Annotated in this window: 17 protein-coding genes; 5 read left to right on the forward strand and 12 right to left on the reverse strand. The window is 57.5% G+C overall.

What is annotated here, in order from left to right; all coding sequences use genetic code 11:
* From xdhC to ACR0L1_RS10650, 5 genes are all read left to right on the forward strand, one after another.
* Positions 1 to 879 carry a xanthine dehydrogenase accessory protein XdhC gene (gene xdhC, locus ACR0L1_RS10630; protein ID WP_480858724.1) on the forward strand — a complete coding sequence of 293 codons (879 nt, stop codon included), beginning with the start codon at positions 1 to 3 and terminating at the stop codon, positions 877 to 879.
* A 43-nt stretch (positions 880 to 922) separates the two neighbouring features.
* Complete coding sequence (locus ACR0L1_RS10635; protein WP_170783367.1) at positions 923 to 2,524, forward strand: xanthine/uracil/vitamin C permease; 1,602 nt, start codon at positions 923 to 925, stop codon at positions 2,522 to 2,524.
* Between the two features lie 61 nt (positions 2,525 to 2,585).
* The gene (gene guaD / locus ACR0L1_RS10640; protein WP_480858726.1) at positions 2,586 to 3,923 is read left to right on the forward strand and encodes a guanine deaminase; all 1,338 of its coding nucleotides are present in this window, start codon (positions 2,586 to 2,588) and stop codon (positions 3,921 to 3,923) included.
* A 172-nt stretch (positions 3,924 to 4,095) separates the two neighbouring features.
* Positions 4,096 to 4,845, forward strand: coding sequence for an SDR family oxidoreductase (locus tag ACR0L1_RS10645; RefSeq protein ID WP_170772028.1), 750 nt, complete (start codon positions 4,096 to 4,098; stop codon positions 4,843 to 4,845).
* A gap of 17 nt (positions 4,846 to 4,862) precedes the next feature.
* Entirely contained in the window at positions 4,863 to 5,258 is a 396-nt protein-coding gene (locus tag ACR0L1_RS10650; protein ID WP_480858728.1) for an ectoine synthase, read from the forward strand.
* A gap of 55 nt (positions 5,259 to 5,313) precedes the next feature.
* On the opposite strand, the gene ACR0L1_RS10655 is transcribed toward ACR0L1_RS10650, so the two are convergent.
* The 12 genes from ACR0L1_RS10655 to ACR0L1_RS10710 form a co-directional block, all read right to left on the reverse strand.
* Positions 5,314 to 6,009: an RraA family protein gene (locus ACR0L1_RS10655; protein WP_480858730.1), complete on the reverse strand. Its 696-nt coding sequence runs from the start codon at positions 6,007 to 6,009 to the stop codon at positions 5,314 to 5,316.
* Positions 6,006 to 6,701: an alpha/beta fold hydrolase gene (locus ACR0L1_RS10660; RefSeq protein ID WP_480858732.1), complete on the reverse strand. Its 696-nt coding sequence runs from the start codon at positions 6,699 to 6,701 to the stop codon at positions 6,006 to 6,008. The genes ACR0L1_RS10655 and ACR0L1_RS10660 overlap by 4 nt, the downstream gene beginning before the upstream one ends.
* Positions 6,698 to 7,822, reverse strand: coding sequence for a cobalamin-independent methionine synthase II family protein (locus ACR0L1_RS10665; RefSeq protein ID WP_480858734.1), 1,125 nt, complete (start codon positions 7,820 to 7,822; stop codon positions 6,698 to 6,700). Before ACR0L1_RS10665 ends, ACR0L1_RS10660 begins: the two co-directional genes overlap by 4 nt.
* A gap of 58 nt (positions 7,823 to 7,880) precedes the next feature.
* Positions 7,881 to 8,840 (reverse strand): cupin domain-containing protein, encoded by a 960-nt coding sequence (locus tag ACR0L1_RS10670; protein ID WP_480858736.1) that lies wholly within the window; start codon positions 8,838 to 8,840, stop codon positions 7,881 to 7,883.
* Positions 8,841 to 8,988: 148 nt separating this feature from the next.
* Positions 8,989 to 9,978, reverse strand: coding sequence for a nuclear transport factor 2 family protein (locus ACR0L1_RS10675; RefSeq protein ID WP_480858738.1), 990 nt, complete (start codon positions 9,976 to 9,978; stop codon positions 8,989 to 8,991).
* Positions 9,975 to 11,018 (reverse strand): LacI family DNA-binding transcriptional regulator, encoded by a 1,044-nt coding sequence (locus ACR0L1_RS10680; RefSeq protein WP_480858740.1) that lies wholly within the window; start codon positions 11,016 to 11,018, stop codon positions 9,975 to 9,977. The genes ACR0L1_RS10675 and ACR0L1_RS10680 overlap by 4 nt, the downstream gene beginning before the upstream one ends.
* Positions 11,018 to 11,782 (reverse strand): SDR family NAD(P)-dependent oxidoreductase, encoded by a 765-nt coding sequence (locus ACR0L1_RS10685; protein ID WP_480858742.1) that lies wholly within the window; start codon positions 11,780 to 11,782, stop codon positions 11,018 to 11,020. The genes ACR0L1_RS10680 and ACR0L1_RS10685 overlap by 1 nt, the downstream gene beginning before the upstream one ends.
* Positions 11,782 to 12,834, reverse strand: coding sequence for an ester cyclase (locus ACR0L1_RS10690; protein ID WP_480858744.1), 1,053 nt, complete (start codon positions 12,832 to 12,834; stop codon positions 11,782 to 11,784). Before ACR0L1_RS10690 ends, ACR0L1_RS10685 begins: the two co-directional genes overlap by 1 nt.
* The gene (gene hisD / locus ACR0L1_RS10695; RefSeq protein ID WP_480858746.1) at positions 12,831 to 14,162 is read right to left on the reverse strand and encodes a histidinol dehydrogenase; all 1,332 of its coding nucleotides are present in this window, start codon (positions 14,160 to 14,162) and stop codon (positions 12,831 to 12,833) included. Before hisD ends, ACR0L1_RS10690 begins: the two co-directional genes overlap by 4 nt.
* 11 nt (positions 14,163 to 14,173) lie before the next feature.
* A complete protein-coding gene (locus ACR0L1_RS10700; protein WP_480858748.1) occupies positions 14,174 to 14,704 on the reverse strand; it encodes an ester cyclase in 531 nt (176 codons plus the stop codon).
* Between the two features lie 4 nt (positions 14,705 to 14,708).
* Complete coding sequence (locus ACR0L1_RS10705; RefSeq protein ID WP_480858750.1) at positions 14,709 to 15,863, reverse strand: carbohydrate ABC transporter permease; 1,155 nt, start codon at positions 15,861 to 15,863, stop codon at positions 14,709 to 14,711.
* Position 15,864: 1 nt separating this feature from the next.
* The gene (locus ACR0L1_RS10710; protein ID WP_170772004.1) at positions 15,865 to 16,887 is read right to left on the reverse strand and encodes a carbohydrate ABC transporter permease; all 1,023 of its coding nucleotides are present in this window, start codon (positions 16,885 to 16,887) and stop codon (positions 15,865 to 15,867) included.
* Between the last annotated feature and the right edge of the window lie 23 nt (positions 16,888 to 16,910).

Raw genomic sequence — 16,910 nt, forward strand, 5'->3', positions numbered from 1 at the left:
ATGAACTCTGCCTTGTCCCTGAAAGAGTTTCTGTCCGCACAGCACAGCGTGATCTGCATCGCGCTAACGCGCGTACGCGGGTCCTCGCCGCGCAATGAGGGGACAGAAATGTTCGTAGCCCTCGAGGCGCTTTGGGGCACCATAGGCGGCGGGCAATTGGAATTCATGGCCATCAATGCCGCGCGGAAGATGCTGGCTGATGGGGTTCTGCATCAAAAGATGGATGTGCCGCTGGGGCCCGAGATCGGCCAATGCTGTGGCGGACGGGTCGAGTTGAAACTGAACCGTATGCGCGCATCAGATAGGCACTCTGCTACGGAACGGGCGGCGCGTCATGATAAAACTTTGCCCCATGTTTATGTGATGGGCGCCGGCCATGTCGGACGTGCACTGGCCAACCAGTTTCAGCATTTGCCTGTGCGTTGCATTCTTGTTGATACAAGACCCGAGGAAATCGAACTTTGCTCGGCGAAAGTCGAAACTCGCGTAAGCGCAATCCCGGAATTCGAAATTCACGGTGCACCCGAAGGCAGCGCATTTGTCGTCCTGACCCACGATCACGGGCTGGATTTCCTGCTTACAACTGCAGCTCTTGAACGTCAGGACGCCGCCTATGTAGGCATGATTGGATCTGCGACAAAGCGGATAAAGCTCAGGAATTGGGCGCATAGACACTGTGACGGACAGTCCATCGAACATTTGAGATGCCCCATTGGGGCCAGCGGTAGCCGCGACAAGCGGCCCAGCATCATCGCCGCCTTCGTGGTATCCGAGGTGATGGCTGAACTGACCTCTGAAACTGCCGCGACCGCCCCGACCGGGGCAAACCAAGCGCCCCTCGTGGGCCACTATCACAACCGGAAAGGGAGATTGGCCTGACACTTGTCGGGCTATTCCGGTCATATCAGAGGAGGAAACCGTCATGGACGGGAGGACCTACGAATATAAGCTGTTTACGCGCAGCGATTTCAGCGCTTTTTGGGCGCTTTTTACTGACAACCTGGTAAACTTGCTGATCCTGTCTGGGGTCTGTCAATTCGTGTTCCAGATGCCGGCCGACATCGTGTATGGCCGTATCGTTCCAGGTGCGGCGATTGCAATTTTGGCCGGGGTCGCTGTTTACACCTATCTTGCCAAATATGCGGCAACCTTAAAGGGTGAAGATGTCACCGCGTTGCCTTACGGCATCTCGACACCGGTCATGTTCGTCTACCTTTTTGGTGTGATCGGGCCGATTTATTGGGCGACCAACGACCCAATGCTGGCTTGGCAAGTGGGCATCGGCGCCGGTTTCATGGGGGGCATCGTCGCGGCATTGGGTGCCATCGTGGGACCTTACCTCAAGCGCATTACCCCACGCGCGGGGATGTTGGGCACGCTTTGCGGGATTGCCTTGGTCTTTATCGGCTCCGTGCCGCTAGCCGAAGTTTTCGAGAACCCCATCATTGGTTTCACATCGCTGCTGTTCATTCTCTGGGGTTTGATCGGTCGTTTTCGCCTTCCGGGCAACGTTCCGGCCGGGTTGGTTGCGATTGCTGCCGGTACGGTCATTGCCCTTGTTCTGGGCGAGTCCAAAATTGACACAAGCGGTATCGGATTCTACCCCCCGATCCCCTATATCGGAGACCTGATCGCCGGTGTGCAGTACCTGTTCGCCAACCCGGAACTGTTCCTTGTTCTGATCCCAGTCCAAATTTACAACTTCATCGAAACCATGAACAACGTGGAATCGGCCGAAGCGGCCGGGGATCACTATCCGGTTGGGTTGTGTCAGGTTACCGATGGTGCAGGTACGATGCTGGGGGCTGTGTTCGGTTCGCCGTTCCCAACCACCGTTTACATCGGTCATCCGGCGTATAAGCGACTTGATGCACATGCAGGATATATCGTGGGCGTCGCGGTCGTGATTGCCGCTGCTGCCTTTGTCGGTTTTCTGTCTTTCCTTGCAGGGTTGATCCCGATTGCCGCTGCAGCACCGGTATTGGTGTTTGTCTCGGTCAGCCTGATCACCAATACCGCCTGGGCCGTAAAACCGATGCACATGGCAGCCGTATCTTTCGCGATCTTGCCGCACATTTCGGCATTCTTGATGGTCAAATGGGGATCACTGATGAATGCACTGCGCAGCTCAGGCGTCGAGGGGCTTCCTTCGCTTGGTGACGAAGGCCTGACGGCCGCACTTCTCATGGAAGGGGCGCATTACGAGGGGCACCTTGCCCTGAGCCAAGGCGCGATCATCACAGGGCTGATCTGGGGTGCGATAGTGGCTGACGTAATTGATGGCCGCTTTCGGATGGCCGGAGCGTTCGCTCTGGCAGGTGGCCTTATGTCCTCGGTTGGGATCATTCATGCATACACGTTGCAGATGCCTCAGTTTGACGGGATCACCGTCGGCTACCTGATCGTCGGAACCTTCCTTTACGTGTATCCGATGCTCGCACCGAAAGGAGATCTGGAGCACCGCGTGATCGTCCCGGATGAACCTGACTTCATCGACGACAACACGCCGGCGCAGCAGGCCTGATCCGCATTGGGGCAGCCGCGCGGGCTGCCCCATCTCACCCCTCCTATAAACGAGAATTTTCATGACTCAGAGATTGCTGCGTGGTCGTCTGCTGACCTTCCATCGTGAGCCTCAGAACGGCAAAGACTTGAGCGCCTACACCTATCTTGAAGATGGCGCCCTGTTGATCGAAAACGGGATTATTCAGCAAACGGGCCCCTATGCCGAGCTGAGTGCAAAAGCCGTAAACGTGCCAGTGACGGATCACCGCCCGCATCTGATGATGGCCGGTTTCATCGACACACATATTCACTTCCCCCAGGTTCAAGTGATCGCCTCTTGGGGGGCCCAGCTCTTGGATTGGCTCAACAACTACACGTTCCCGGAAGAAATCCGGTTTGCATCCGACGAACACAGCACGCTTATGGCGCGAGCGCTTTTCGATCAGCTTGTCGACCACGGCACAACGACTGCGGTCGCCTATTGCTCGGTCCACAAAACGTCGGCGGATGCATTTTTTACCGAAGCGACCAGGCGGAACATGCGCATGATAGGCGGCAAGGTTCTGATGGACCGGAATGCGCCCGACGGTTTACGGGACACATCACAATCCGGCTATGATGACACAAAAGCCCTGATCGCCGATTGGCACGGCAAAGGTCGCAACGGCTATGTTATCACACCCAGGTTCGCAATCACGTCAACACCGGATCAAATGAGGATGGCCCAGGCATTGGCACGGGAACATCCCGATTGCCACATCCAGACTCATTTGTCGGAAAATAAGGATGAGATCGACTATACAAAGCAGCTCTATCCGCATGCGCGCGACTACCTGGATGTTTACCAGTCCTTTGGACTGTTGGGGCAAAAAACACTTCTCGGGCATTCCATCCACCTTGAGGCACGTGAGATCTCGGCAATTGCAGAAACCGGCGCGCACCCTGTTTTTTGTCCGACCTCAAACCTGTTTCTAGGTAGCGGCCTGTTTGACCATAAAGGTCTGAGCATGCGCGGCATTTCAAACGGGATTGCGACGGATGTTGGTGCAGGCACCAGCTATTCGATGCTGCAAACCCTCAATGAAGGATACAAGATCCTTCAGTTGCAAGGTATGGCGCTGCATCCGTTACAGGCGTTCCATTGGGCAACCCGTGGAAATGCCCGCGTTCTGGGCCTTGAAGACAAAATCGGCAGTCTCGATCCCGGAACCGAGGCGGATATCGTCGTCCTGAATGCGCGCAGCACACCGGCTATGGCCCTGCGTATGGATCGCGTTGACAGCCTTGCTGAAGAACTGTTCGTCTTGCAAATGATGGGCGACGATCGCGCGATTGAGGAAGTCTATATTTCAGGGTCACCCAGCAAGACCGTCCCGATACAAGAAGCCGCTTCCACTCGCGCCCAAGTCACCGCCTAGCAGCGCCCGAAACGAAAATCCAAGCTGTCCGCTGACCACTGTGACGGTCACACGGTTTTGGCGGACAGCGGCACTGCATCGAGAATTCCGTAGGGGTCCCAGTTTCTGCCGAGTTAGACTGACCACGACTCAGAGTACCCTCAAACACCTGTGCTTTCGGAAAGGATGAACCATGCCCGAAGTCAAAGTTGCGCTGATGACCGGTACAGGCCAAGGCATCGGTCGAGGTTGCGCCATTGAAATGGCCAAGGCTGGCTACAAGGTCTCGTTGATGTCCCCGTCCAATCGATCGATCGAACTCGCACAAGAGCTTGGGGGAATAGGCCGTCGGGGCTCTGTGTTGGATGTCGATGATCTGCAAGCGATGGTCGACGACACCATGCACGAATATGGACGTATCGACGCAATTGTTAGCAATATGGGCCACGGGGGGTCAGTGCCCCAAGCCATCAAAACGGTTGGGTTCGATCCCGACTTTGACGGGCCACTTCTAGAACTCAGCGACGCGCTGTGGCACGAAAGTTTGGACATGTATGTGCTGAACGTCGTCAAGATTGCCCGTATTGTCACGCCCATCCTGATTGAACAAGGTGGCGGCGCCTTCGTGAACATTTCATCCATGAACACGATAGAACCCCGCGCGCCCTACCCGATGAGCATGCTGCGCGGTGCCTTGCACAGTTTCTCAAAACTGTATGGCGACCGATATGCCCGTCACAATATTCGCATGAACAATCTGCTGCCAGGCTTCTGTGAGAACGTAAACCTGTCAGACCGCGCGCGTCGGGAAATCCCAGCTCAGCGGCCCGCAACCTTCGAGGAAATTGGACAGGCTTGTGTATTTCTTGCCAGCGAAGGGGCCCGGTATATTAATGGTCAGAGTATCCTGTCTGATGGCGGGATGAACCGCGCGGTACGCTAGGTGCAAGGCTGGAAAAGATGATCGTTAAGACACTCGAAGACATTTTGGGGACAGAACGGGATGTCTCTGGTCCGGGATGGAACAGCCGAAGATTGCTGCTGGCCTCTGACCGCATGGGATTTTCGCTGACCGACACAATCATCAAAAAGGGCGCGGCGCTTGAGTTGGAATACACCCACCATCTAGAGGCGTGTTATTGCATCGAAGGTCAGGGGCAGATCAGGGCTGCTGATAGCGAAACCTGGCAATCCCTTGAACCCTTCACCCTGTATGCACTGGACCGGCACGATCGGCATGTGGTGCAGGCCACGGACGCCGACCTTAGACTTGTCTGCGTTTTCACACCACCGCTCGGCGGGCAAGAAGTGCACCGGGACGATGGCAGCTATGCCCCGACCGAGAATCTTGAATAAGGCAGGTACTAAGCAGAGGACCTGCCAGCCGGAACCGCCCAGTGCTTTCTGCCAATCAGACCCTCGCTTTTTCGAATGCACTCCAGGCAGTTTCGAAGGCTTCAAAATCAAATCCCGGCTGTCGGGCGGCGTCCAGGATGATACGCTCGGTCGACAAAAGATTTTGAATGGCGGCTTCCAGTTGATCAATAATGTCTTCCGGCACAACCAACGCCCCATGTCGATCGGCGTGGACCAAATCGCCGGGGCACACCTCAAGTCCAAAGATTGAAACCGGCGTGTCAATCTCGCGGACATGGACAAAGCCGTGACTTGGCCCGACGGAGCCTGCGATGACCGGAAATCCCTTGGGCATGTCCCCAAGATCACGCATGACGCCATTGGTCAGGACGCCCGACATGCCGAACCCTTTATGAACCGTTGTATTGATCTCACCCCAATATGCACCGACGCATTCGGGATAGTCCGTATCCTCGACCACCGCGATGGTTGGGCCGGGCGGTTCGGCCATATATTTGTAGTAGGCCATGCGACGTGTTCGAATGACCTCTGGCGGCTCATTCGAGGGGTGAACTGCAGCTATCTTGGCCGTACGCGCGTAGCCAACGATCGCGGGTTCTTCAGGAGCAGAGCAGAGCATTGTACCGCGTGTAAACCTGTTGAACCCGCGCTGGCCCTGCGCCACTTCGATGGCGTTGCAGACAGTCGGCGTATCTACCTTACGAAGCAAAGACAAAAGAGACGGTGTCATGTGTTCTCCAACCAGCTCGAAAGGGCTTCTGTTGTTTCGTTTGGCTGTTCCAATGTAGGCAAATGACCTGCACCATCGACGATTTTCAATGTGCTGTTTGGCAAGAGATCATCCATCAATTGATGGCGCTCGATCGGGCATAGCCCGTCTTCTCGCCCACACAGAACCAATGTCTGTCCGCGATAGCTGGATAGAACCGCGCGCTGATCCGGTCGATTCATTAGTGCTAGCGACTGACGCAGAAAGACGTCCGCTCCCAGATCGACGGCCATTTCCATGCAAAGATCCAGTATGCGGCCCTGACGAGAACTCTCGGCCAGATAGTTGGGTTTCATTTCCTCGCGCATCACTTGCTGCAGGCGACCTGCACGCACCGCTTCCATTTGCGGCCCGCGACGCGCTTTCACTTCAGGCAACTCGGCCAACGGATTTGTATCGAGCAACGCCAAACGTGCGACACGCTCGGGGGCTTGACGCAGCACCTCCATAGCCACAATCCCGCCCATCGACAGGCCCGCCAGTGCAAAGTGCGGTGGGGCATTTCCCAAGATGTCAGCTGCCATTGCCACGACGCTATCGTGTTGGCTTAGCGGAAAGGTCATGACCGGCAAAACACTGGACAATGTTTCGATTTGAGGGCCAAAAAGCCGCGCGTCACACATCATGCCGGGCAAGAAGATCAATGGGGTCATAAGGAAACCAGCTTTGCGCCCTCTGACAGCGCGGACAGTTTGGCATAAGCAATCTGCGGATCGACCGCGCCGAAGCCTGCAAATGTTCCAAAGCCACAATCGCTGCCAGCAATCACCCGGTCGGCCCCTACAATCTGGGTAAAACGTTCGATCCGCTGGGCCACGAGTTCGGGATGTTCAACGAAGTTGGTGGTCGTGTCGACCACGCCCGGGATCAGAACTTTGTCATCGGGAATCTCGGCCTTGCGGTCACGAAATACTGTCCATTCATGTGCGTGGCGCGGGTTCGAAGTTTCGAACAATACATAGCGTGATTTGGTCGCCATCAGCGCGCCAAACACTTTGTCCATTGCGATGTCGCAGCAATGCGGACCCTCGTAGTTACCCCAGCAAATATGAACCCTCACACGCTCTTGCGGAACGTTTTGAAGCGCGTGGTTCAGAGCCTCGACATGCATATCCGCAATCTTGACGAACTCGTCGTCGGAAAGGTCGGTGAACAGCATGTGGCGGGACAAAGCCAAATCCGGACAATCCAATTGCAGATCCAAACCTGCGGCGACAATGGTTTCGTACTCCTCTTTCATAACGTCGGCCAACGCCGTCAGATACGCTTCGCGCGACGGATAGAAATCATTTTGCAAAAACAATGAGATTACACCCGGTGAGGCCGCGTTCATAAAGCCATGTTCGACCCCGTGCTGCGCCATAGCCGCTTTGAGGTTGGCAAGGTCTTTTTCCAGCTCTCCCTGCCCTTTGGACCGAACCTCGCCAGTGCACATTGGCCGTGCGTATTGCGGCGTGCCCCCACCCTCAGCCAGCCGTTGGAGAAAGCTGGGAAACATCTTCAAATCTGCGGGCGCGTTGCGGGGGCTGTCACCTGAAAATCCAAAATACCGATCCTTGACATAGGTCGCGTATGAAATTTTCGACGTTTCACCGTCACTGACTATGTCCACTCCGGCTTCGACCTGTTTACGAACCGTTTCGGAGACTGCATTTGCCATGCAAGCGTCAAAAGCATCCCCGACATAAGGCGTGTCGTATTCGCGGGCGAAAATGAAATCCACAACGTCCTGCGTTCGAGGCAGAGACCCAACATGGGTGGTTTTGATCGTCATCAGAGCCTCCTGATATTTTTGCGCGCATTTTTGGCCTGCGCGTCTATGGTGTCCACGCTCATCCTATCCAAGTGGGGCCCGCCGGATCATCCGTTGCTGTGATCCGATAGAGACCCGCCTGCCCTGTCATCGAAGGGTGCACACAATAGGATTCACCAGGCAGGACCAAAGCTGTGTCACCGGTGGACAATGTGGTTTCATGATCGTTGATCGAAATGCGCCAGTGGCCGCTTGCAGGCATAAGAACGACGGCAGATGCTGCAACAGTTGGTTCGGTAACAGAGGACCCTCGTCCAAGGAAATCGACCTCAAACCCAGGTTTGTCCTTGATTATTCCATTCTCACCGATCACCCGAACGGGCTTTTTGGCCGACAAAGCCATTAGGTCCCAATAGCGCGCAACATATTTGCCTACGACATCCTCAACCGGAACTTCGGGGTAGTCCTTCAATTGCTCTTCAGTCAACAGAGGCATCGGATGCACATTGTGTGGCAGTTCCTGCCCCTTTTTGGAATCGTACAAAACCCCATTGTCACCCAGCATCAAACCATGTGCCTGCGCATCTTCAATAACCTGAGGGGCCCAGGTCACTCCGCCGCCTGCATCGTCGCCGCCCAGGATCGACATGATCATCCCATAGTCCTGACCGACATTTTCGAAACCTCGGAAAATACCCGTGGGAATATTGAAAATATCGCCTTCTTCGGCTATGAATTCACCCGCTGTGCCATAGCGGCCCCAGAAGAACCGCCAGCGCCCTTTGGCGACGAAAAAGACCTCGGCTGTGGTATGGCTGTGCAGTGAATTCCGGCATTTCGGAGGCTGCCCTGCAGCACCAATGTTAAAGCCAATCTTATCGGTGATATGGACATGCTGATCGGGGCTTTCGGACACGCCACCGCCGATGATGGTAAAGTTCTCTTTCTGATCGCTGCCCGGAGTATGGGCGTCGATGAAGGCGGTTTTGCAGGGCTGCAGTTCGCCGTAGCGGACGATGCGTTGTTGGATTGTGCTCATGATGGTCTCCTTGAAAATGGGGGTGATGGGATCAATCCCGTCCCCCGGGAGGTCGGTTGTTCAAACGCCGCGCGCGCAGCGAGGCGCGATGCGTGTGAAAGCACCGCGCCGCCTGACTGGCGTTCAGGGAGAGGCACATCACAGCCACTCAGTCCTCCTGTCCCTGTAGCAGGATCTGTTTCCAGACCGAGGTCTCGTCGAACAAGGTGTATTCCCGGCGCAGCTGCGGCTGGCCGGCGATCAACTCGCCGAACTCACCGTGGCTGATGCCCAGAACATAGACCTGCGCACCTGTTGGCGCGCCAAAGACACCCCAGCCATCATGCTTGCCCCACAGGCTCCAGCGGATCGCGGCGCGAGGGGGCATATTCGGGTCATCGCGGCCAATCTGGTGTTCGATCTTGAACTCTGAGTTGGGGAAGCTGGCGCGCAAACCCATCCAGAACCGATCCACTGAGTCCCAGCCGTGACCGGTAACCCCGCCTACATACTCGGACTGAACAGCGCGATCATACTCGGTTTCGATTGCGCCCAAATCGGCATTCATGATCCGGGTCAGGATATCGGCGTAACGCTGCCCCCATTCATTGTCGTTGCCGGTTCCCTTGTAGGGACCGGGCTGGTCGATCTCGGGTGTCAGCGGTTTGACGCAGTTCTCAGGTCCACCTTCGCGCGCGATCAAATCGGCGGCGTATTCCTTGGGGTTCCAACCCATCTGACGCACGATCGCCCCCTGATCGCGGATCAGCCACTCGTCATTGATCTGATTGTCGATGGCGTGGCAGTCGGCGAGAATCCGATAGCGCAGTTTGATCCCGGTCGCTTTACCGTAAACACCTTCGGCCAAATGTGTCGCGGTCGAGATGATCCGGTGCGAACTTAGCATCCCCTCTTCCGGAGTACCGGACCAGATAACATCCTCTCCAAGCAATTGACGGTCGGGAAATTCGGCCAGAGTCGCCATGGTCGCGCCGATGACGTTCTGGTTGCCCAGCACCACCGACCCGGGCGAGCGCACGACGATATCCTTGCTATAATAGTCATGCAGCGTGACGATGCCGCGATCTTCCCAGATCTCTTTGGTGATCCCGATGATGTAGTCCGGAAAATCCCGGAATTTCGGATCAAAGCCCTTCATGTCTCAGTCCTTTGTGGTTTCCACCCCTTCGGCAAACGCGCCGAAGTCCGCACGACCAGAGGCCCGTCTATGGCCACTTTGCGTGGTTCGGCCGTGGCCGGGGTGTCGATGTGGTCAAGCAAAGCGGTGACGGTTTCAGCCACCATCAGATTGGCGCGCTGGCGGATTGTCGTCAGGTTATAGGCGGGCCACCCGGCGGGCGGCACGTCGTCATAACCGATGACCGAGACATCCTCGGGCACGCGCAGGCCAAGTTCAAAGCGGATCACGTCCATCACCGCCAAAGCCATGTGATCATTGGCCACAAAGACCGCGTCAGGTCGTTTATCAGGGGCAACATCAAACATCCGACGGGCGGCGGCGCGGGCGTTTTCGGTGTGGAAATCTCCGACATCATGGGCGAACACATCCTGCCCACCTTCAGCCAGGGCCGCACGGAACCCAGCCTCGCGGTCACGCTGCGTCGAGGCGCCCTGCCAACCCGCGATATAGGCGATACGCCTATGTCCTCCGGCCAGTAGAAACTGAGCCACTTTGCGCCCGCCCGCATAGTTGTCCGAGGCCACCGTGGTGATCCCATCAATATCCTGCGAACGGTTGAACAGCACCACCGGAACACCGGCCTGCTGACAGCGCGTGGCGATATCCGACGACATCGGAACCGAGGCCAGAATGACCCCGTCCACCTGATAGTCCAGAATCTCGTCCATCACGTCGTCAATATTCCCGGCCGAGCGTGAGGCCATGAAAATCAGCACGTGATAGCCCTGTTCCTGCAACGCATTGGAGAGCTTTTCCAACGCCTCAGGGTAGAAGTAGTTCTCAAGATACCCCACCACCAAACCGATGATGCGGCTTTTGCCCGACACCATGGCGCGAGCCAGAACATTGGGCCTGTACCCCAGTTCAGCGGCGGCTTTGCGCACTTTGTCTTCGGTCTTTTTGCTGACGGATGCACCGGGCGTAAACACCCGGCTGACCGCCGATTGGCTGACACCGGCCAGTTGCGCAACCTGCAGGGATGTGACCTTTTCAGCCATCAGTCCGCCGTCCACCCGCCGTCAATCAGCATCGAGGTGCCGGTCACCAGCGCCGAGGCGTCTGAGGCCAGATAGGTGACCGCCCCCATGATGTCTTCGACTTCGCCCACGCGATCGAGCTTGATCTTCTCCATGATCCAAGCGGCACGTTCGGGGTTATCAAACGTGGATTGTGTCAGTGGCGTGCGAATGAAAGTCGGGCAGACGGTGTTGATGCGGATGCGCTGTTTGCCCCATTCGATAGCCATCGCTTTGACCATGCCCTCAAGCCCGTGTTTGGTGGCGCAATAAAGCGCCCGGTCCACGCCGCCCACATGGCCCATCTGGCTTGAGATATGAATGATCGACCCCGGCCTGTCCGCCGCCAGCAGCGCCTTGGCCGCATAGGACGACAGGAAATAGGCCGAACGCAGATTGACGCTGGTAACTGCGTCGAAATCTTCAGGCGTGGTCTCGACAGCCGGGCTGTGGCGGGCGGTTCCGGCGGAATTGACGACCACGTCAAAAGTGCGGCCTTCGAACAGCTGTTTCAGCGCCTGCAAGTCACCCTGATCCACCACGGTGGCCTCGGCCGACCAGCCCTGCGCCTGCAGTGCGGCGACTGTCTCAGCCAGGCGATCCGCCCCGCGCGCAGCACAGACCACATGTGCCCCGGCCTCGGCAAGCGCCACGGCGCAGCCCTGACCGATGCCCGAGGAGGCACCGGTAACCAGCGCGGTTTTACCGTTTAGCGAAAACGAGGGGGTGCGGGGCAGGTCAGTCATCAGCTCATTCCATCCGGTATTTCAATTCGGTCCATATTCCGGGCCTTGTTGAATTCCCGCAGACGGGCGAACACGTCAACTCCCAGTTGGCGATAAGCGTCCAGAAGATCGACCAGAACCCAGTTTTCGCGGATCAGGCCATGCTCGAGCCGCCAGAAATCCAGGCTGCGCATGGTGATCCGCTGGCCCGAGGGCGCAATCCCCATCCAACCGTCATGGGTCACCGTCTGGATCATGTTCGGCCAGCCGGTGACGGCGGCATAGTCGCCATCGCCAAAGAAGTGATAGGTGATGTCATCCACATACTGCCCGCGATCCGGCATTCCGTTCAGAAACGGAATCTGGTGCCAGTTGCGAAACCCAGCATAGCCGCGCCCGGTTCCGATCCCGGCGGGGCCGTACCAGTTCATGCGGGGATGCCAGAACTTTTCCATTTCCATCACCTCTGGCCCACCTTCTGATGGGTGTTTCTTGAGGTGATCCAGCATGTCGATGATGTGCTGGCATGTCTGCTGGCCTTTATCGGCATCATATGGCCCCGGCACCAGACCATCCTGTGTCGCGGGGCCCGGAACATGCCATTCATGCCCAAGACTGGGGGCCATGGGCCAGGCGTTGGCCTGCATCATCACTTCGGGGATGTCCCACAGCGCCTGCATCTCGACGATCTTGCCGTCGCGGAAGCGATAGAATTCATGGAACCGCATTGTCACCTGATGGCCGGTCGGCGGGATATCCAGCCAAGGCCCGGTGAAGGTGCCGGTATAATAGCCGCCGCAACCGACCCAATCCGCGCCGTGTTCATCCGGCCCGGCCATGACGATGTAGTCGCGCCGCTCCAAATCAAGCCATGCGTCCAGCAGACCCTTAAAGGCGGTGTCATAGAAGGCATCGCTGCCGGTGCTGTCGCCAAACGGATGGCACAACCGAAACAGGGCGTCCGGGGCGCTGACCCTGGCCAGCGCCTGCCGCACACCCGTTTCGGTAAAGTCATACATAGCCGCCCTGACCGGCGCGATCAGGGCTTTATGCTGCGCATGAATATCACTCATTCGGCGGCGTCCCGATAGGGGGCCGCCTCGCCATAGGGCACGTTGATCCCGCCATAGCGGCGGACGCGGACGTTGCATTGCTCGGCATGACCCACAAAGCCTTCCAGCATACACAGGCGCGAGCCATATTCGCCGATCAGCGTCGCCGCCTCATCAGTCAGAACCTTCTGATAACTGTGTGTTTTCAGGTATTTTCCCACCCAAAGCCCGCCGGTATAGCGCCCGGCCTTTTTGGTGGGTAGCGTGTGGTTGGTGCCAATAACCTTGTCACCGTTCGACACATTGGTGCGCGGCCCAAGGAACAGCGCGCCGTAGCAGGTCATGTTCTCAAGGAACCAGTCATCGCGGTCGGTCATCACCTGAACATGCTCAGAGGCGATATCATCGGCGACCTGCAGCATCTCGTCATAGGAGTCACAGACGATCACCTCGCCATATTCTTCCCAGGACACCTTGGCGGTGTCGGCGGTGGGCAAGATGCCCAGCAGGCGATCGACCTCAGCCAGAGTATCTTCGGCCAGCTTGCGCGAATTGGTCAGCAAAACGCAGGGGCTGTTATAGCCATGCTCGGCCTGACCCAGCAGGTCGGTGGCGCAAAGCTCCGCATCCGCTGCAGTCTCATCGGCGATCACCATGGTCTCGGTCGGGCCGGCGAACAGGTCAATCCCCACGCGGCCAAAGAGCTGGCGCTTGGCTTCGGCCACAAAGGCATTGCCGGGGCCGACCAGCATGTGCACGGGATCAATGGTTTCGGTTCCCAGCGCCATGGCGCCAATGGCCTGAATGCCCCCCATGACGTAAATCTCATGCGCGCCGCCCAGATGCATGGCTGCGATCACTGCCGGGTTCGGTTTACCCTGAAACGGAGGTGTGCAGGCGATAATCCTTGGCACACCCGCCACGCTGGCCGTCGCCACCGACATATGGGCCGAGGCCACCATCGGGAACTTGCCGCCGGGCACATAGCAGCCCACGGACTGCACCGGGATGTTCTTGTGGCCCAGAATGACGCCGGGCAGGGTTTCAACCTCGATATCTAGCATCGAGTCGCGCTGCGCCTGCGCAAAGTTGCGCACCTGTTCCTGCGCGAATTTGATATCGTTCAGCTCGCGCTCGGTCAGTTGGCCGATCAGCTCGTCGATCTGATCTGGCGACAGGCGAAACGAGGCGGGGGAATAGTTGTCGAACTTCTCGCTCAACTCGCGCACGGCGGCATCACCCCGGGTTTCGATGTCCTTCAGCGTGGCCTCGACCACGGCGCGGGTCTTGGCGTCATCCTCGGCCCGGTCAGCGTCGGACTTACCGCGTTTGAGATACTCGATAGCCATAATTCTGATCCTTACTTGTCGGGGCGAGGGGCGGTTTTCTCACCTCGGTCATAGGCTTCCCAGCCCTCGCCGTTGAACAGATCCACACCCAGCTGCGCGGCCACATGGGCGAAATCCACGTTCACCCAGTTGTCGACGATCTTGCCATCGACCACGTTCCAGAAATCCATGTAACGGATTTCAACCCGTTTGCCGGTGGGGGCGATTCCGAGGAATTCGCCGGAATGGGTGGCCTCTTGCCGGCCAAAGGCGGCGGCCCATTCGCCCATGTAAAGACGCGCTTCGTCAATGCAGGTCTTGTCGGAAAACGCCGCCTGGAAGGGGCGCTGCCAGTTGTCCTGAAACTCTTTCAGGCCAGTTTTGGTGCCACAGCCCTGATTACCCAACCAGCGGAATCCTTGCGAGAAGAACTCGCCGATATCATCAATGCGGTGGTCATTCAGACCATCGACCATCGTCTCGATCACACGTCGCGTTTCATCCGTTTTGGACATGTCCGTATCACGGGTCAGAACGGCTTGTTCCGGGCGGGAACCCTTCATTTCTTTATCCTTTTACTGCGCCAGCGGTCAGGCCACTGACGATTTGGCGTTGGAAGATCATCACAAGGAAGAACAGCGGGGCGATGATCGACACAGCAGCTGCCACGGCAACCACCTGATCGGTCGTCGTTGTCTCGCGGTTGAACATGCCCGCAATGGCAGGGACCATCGTCTGGTTCTGCGCATCAAGCAGCAGCGAGGTCACCAGAAAGTCGTTATAGGCCAGCAGGAAGCTGAACAGCCCGGTAGTAATCACCCCCGGCCACATCACCGGCATGATCACCTGGCGGAAGGCCTGAAAGTGGTTGCAGCCATCGACCCGCGCGGCCTCGTCCAATTCGGCAGGGATGTTCTGAAAGAACGAGCGCAGCATCCAGATCGTGAACGGCTGGTTGATCGCCACCAGCACCGCGATCACGGCGAAAGGTTTGCCATAAAGCGTCGGTGCATTCTCACCCAGAATAGGCGCCAGCCATTCGGCTGAGTTGATGAAGACCGGCAGATAGCCTGCCACCAGAACCGAATGTGGCAGCGCGCGAAAGATCAGCGCGATCAGCAAAATCCAGAAAGCCAGCGTCGAGCCCGACCGCGCCAGCCCATAGCCCGCCAGCGTGCCTACGGTAAGCGACACGGTCACCACTCCGGCGGTAACGATCAGCGAGTTCTTGAAGTTGTTGGAAAAGCCCCGGTCGACCCAAACGGTTTTATAGTGCTCGGTCGTCATGCCCAGCACGTCACGACCCAAGGGGCCAAACAGCGGGTTCAGCACATTCAGAACCGACGGCAGAACCACAAAGAATACCAGCAGGAAGGCGATCAGGGCGACCAGCACTCCGACCACCCAACCGAACCATTCCTGGCCCGGTGACGTGTATTCCTTGATCTTCGCGGGCAGCACTTTGGTCACGACCATGGCCGCGCCCCAGATCACTGCGATGCCAAGGATGATATCCAGAACCGACAACCCGTTGCCTGTGGCCAGCGTCGCGGGGCCAAAGATCACGTTCAGCGCGTTGCTGTCATAGGCATCCACAGGGGATTTGACGCTCATGATCGCGATCCAGACAATCGGGAAGGCGGCGACAAGACACCAGAACGCGAGGAAGATGTTCGAGGTCAGCCGCAGGCTGAGAGGTTGGCGAAGCGCGCGCGAGGACATATCAGTGGCCTCCTTTATGGTCGCGCCAGGTGCGGCGCAGCGGCAGGATCAGAAGAAGGACGATCCCGATCATTGTCAGCATCGCGCTGGCCGAGGCCCGGCTGATCGACCGGTTGCCCGCCTGATCCGGCACGAGGAAGTCGAAGGTCAGCCATTGCAGCGAGATGACATAAGCTTGGCTCGAGAAACCGACGATCTCTTCGAACACCCGGTAGGCGTCCATCAGGTGGATCATCGACACGAAGATGATCAGCGGCATCAGATGCGGGATGACGATGTATTTCATGCGTTGCCAACGAGTCGCCCCATCGATCACGGCGCTTTCGAGACTGTCCTGGTTGACGGTCTGCAACCCGGCATAGAACACAACGGCCGCAAACGGGGCCACGTGCCAGACGCGGTAGAACATCATCAGGATTTCAATGGTCCACGCCTGCGCAAACAAGGCAATATCGCGGTTCAGCCACCACTCCAGCAGCGCGGTCAGGATGCCGTCCCCACGGAACAACCAGTTGATAGACAGTGCGCCGATCACCGGCGTGATGATGAAGGGCAATAGCGAAATAAAGATCACCGGTCCGCGGATTGACCCCGCGGCGTTGTTGATCAGAACCGCAATACCCAGCCCGAACCCGATGACCAGTGGCAGCGTGATCAGCGTGAATGTCAGTGTGAAACGCAACGCCTTCCAGAAATTGATGGTGGACAGGACCGACCAATTGCCCTCAGTGATCGCGCGCCAGGCCCGCTCGGGCTCCAGCACGTTGCGATAGCTTTGCAGGCCAACATATTCCGTCCGGGTGATCACCTCACCATGTTCATCCAGCTTGGGCTGCGATTTCAGCTCGGTCACGCAGGTCTGGGTCAGGAAGCCGGGTGTGCAGGTTTCGACCTCGACCGTCTCATAGACGGGTTGGGTGATATAAAAGCTCTGCTTGAACACGCTAACCAGCGGGAACGCGATAAAGAGAAGCATCATAAAGACAGAGGGGCCAACAAAGGCGGCAAATGTCCGGAAATTCATGGCTCTGCCTTTCTCATGGTTCT

It is taken from the genome of Ruegeria sp. J8 (assembly GCF_056531925.1).

Coding starts and splice junctions, on each gene's coding strand:
- ACR0L1_RS10670 (WP_480858736.1), bottom strand. CDS start 8,840: ATGAGCACAATCCAACAACGCATCGTCCGCTACGGCGAACTGCAGCCC.
- ACR0L1_RS10700 (WP_480858748.1), bottom strand. CDS start 14,704: ATGAAGGGTTCCCGCCCGGAACAAGCCGTTCTGACCCGTGATACGGAC.
- hisD (WP_480858746.1), bottom strand. CDS start 14,162: ATGGCTATCGAGTATCTCAAACGCGGTAAGTCCGACGCTGACCGGGCC.
- ACR0L1_RS10685 (WP_480858742.1), bottom strand. CDS start 11,782: ATGACTGACCTGCCCCGCACCCCCTCGTTTTCGCTAAACGGTAAAACC.
- ACR0L1_RS10675 (WP_480858738.1), bottom strand. CDS start 9,978: ATGAAGGGCTTTGATCCGAAATTCCGGGATTTTCCGGACTACATCATC.
- ACR0L1_RS10660 (WP_480858732.1), bottom strand. CDS start 6,701: ATGACCCCATTGATCTTCTTGCCCGGCATGATGTGTGACGCGCGGCTT.
- ACR0L1_RS10690 (WP_480858744.1), bottom strand. CDS start 12,834: ATGAGTGATATTCATGCGCAGCATAAAGCCCTGATCGCGCCGGTCAGG.
- ACR0L1_RS10650 (WP_480858728.1), top strand. CDS start 4,863: ATGATCGTTAAGACACTCGAAGACATTTTGGGGACAGAACGGGATGTC.
- ACR0L1_RS10635 (WP_170783367.1), top strand. CDS start 923: ATGGACGGGAGGACCTACGAATATAAGCTGTTTACGCGCAGCGATTTC.
- xdhC (WP_480858724.1), top strand. CDS start 1: ATGAACTCTGCCTTGTCCCTGAAAGAGTTTCTGTCCGCACAGCACAGC.
- ACR0L1_RS10710 (WP_170772004.1), bottom strand. CDS start 16,887: ATGAATTTCCGGACATTTGCCGCCTTTGTTGGCCCCTCTGTCTTTATG.
- ACR0L1_RS10655 (WP_480858730.1), bottom strand. CDS start 6,009: ATGACACCGTCTCTTTTGTCTTTGCTTCGTAAGGTAGATACGCCGACT.
- ACR0L1_RS10705 (WP_480858750.1), bottom strand. CDS start 15,863: ATGTCCTCGCGCGCGCTTCGCCAACCTCTCAGCCTGCGGCTGACCTCG.
- guaD (WP_480858726.1), top strand. CDS start 2,586: ATGACTCAGAGATTGCTGCGTGGTCGTCTGCTGACCTTCCATCGTGAG.
- ACR0L1_RS10665 (WP_480858734.1), bottom strand. CDS start 7,822: ATGACGATCAAAACCACCCATGTTGGGTCTCTGCCTCGAACGCAGGAC.
- ACR0L1_RS10645 (WP_170772028.1), top strand. CDS start 4,096: ATGCCCGAAGTCAAAGTTGCGCTGATGACCGGTACAGGCCAAGGCATC.
- ACR0L1_RS10680 (WP_480858740.1), bottom strand. CDS start 11,018: ATGGCTGAAAAGGTCACATCCCTGCAGGTTGCGCAACTGGCCGGTGTC.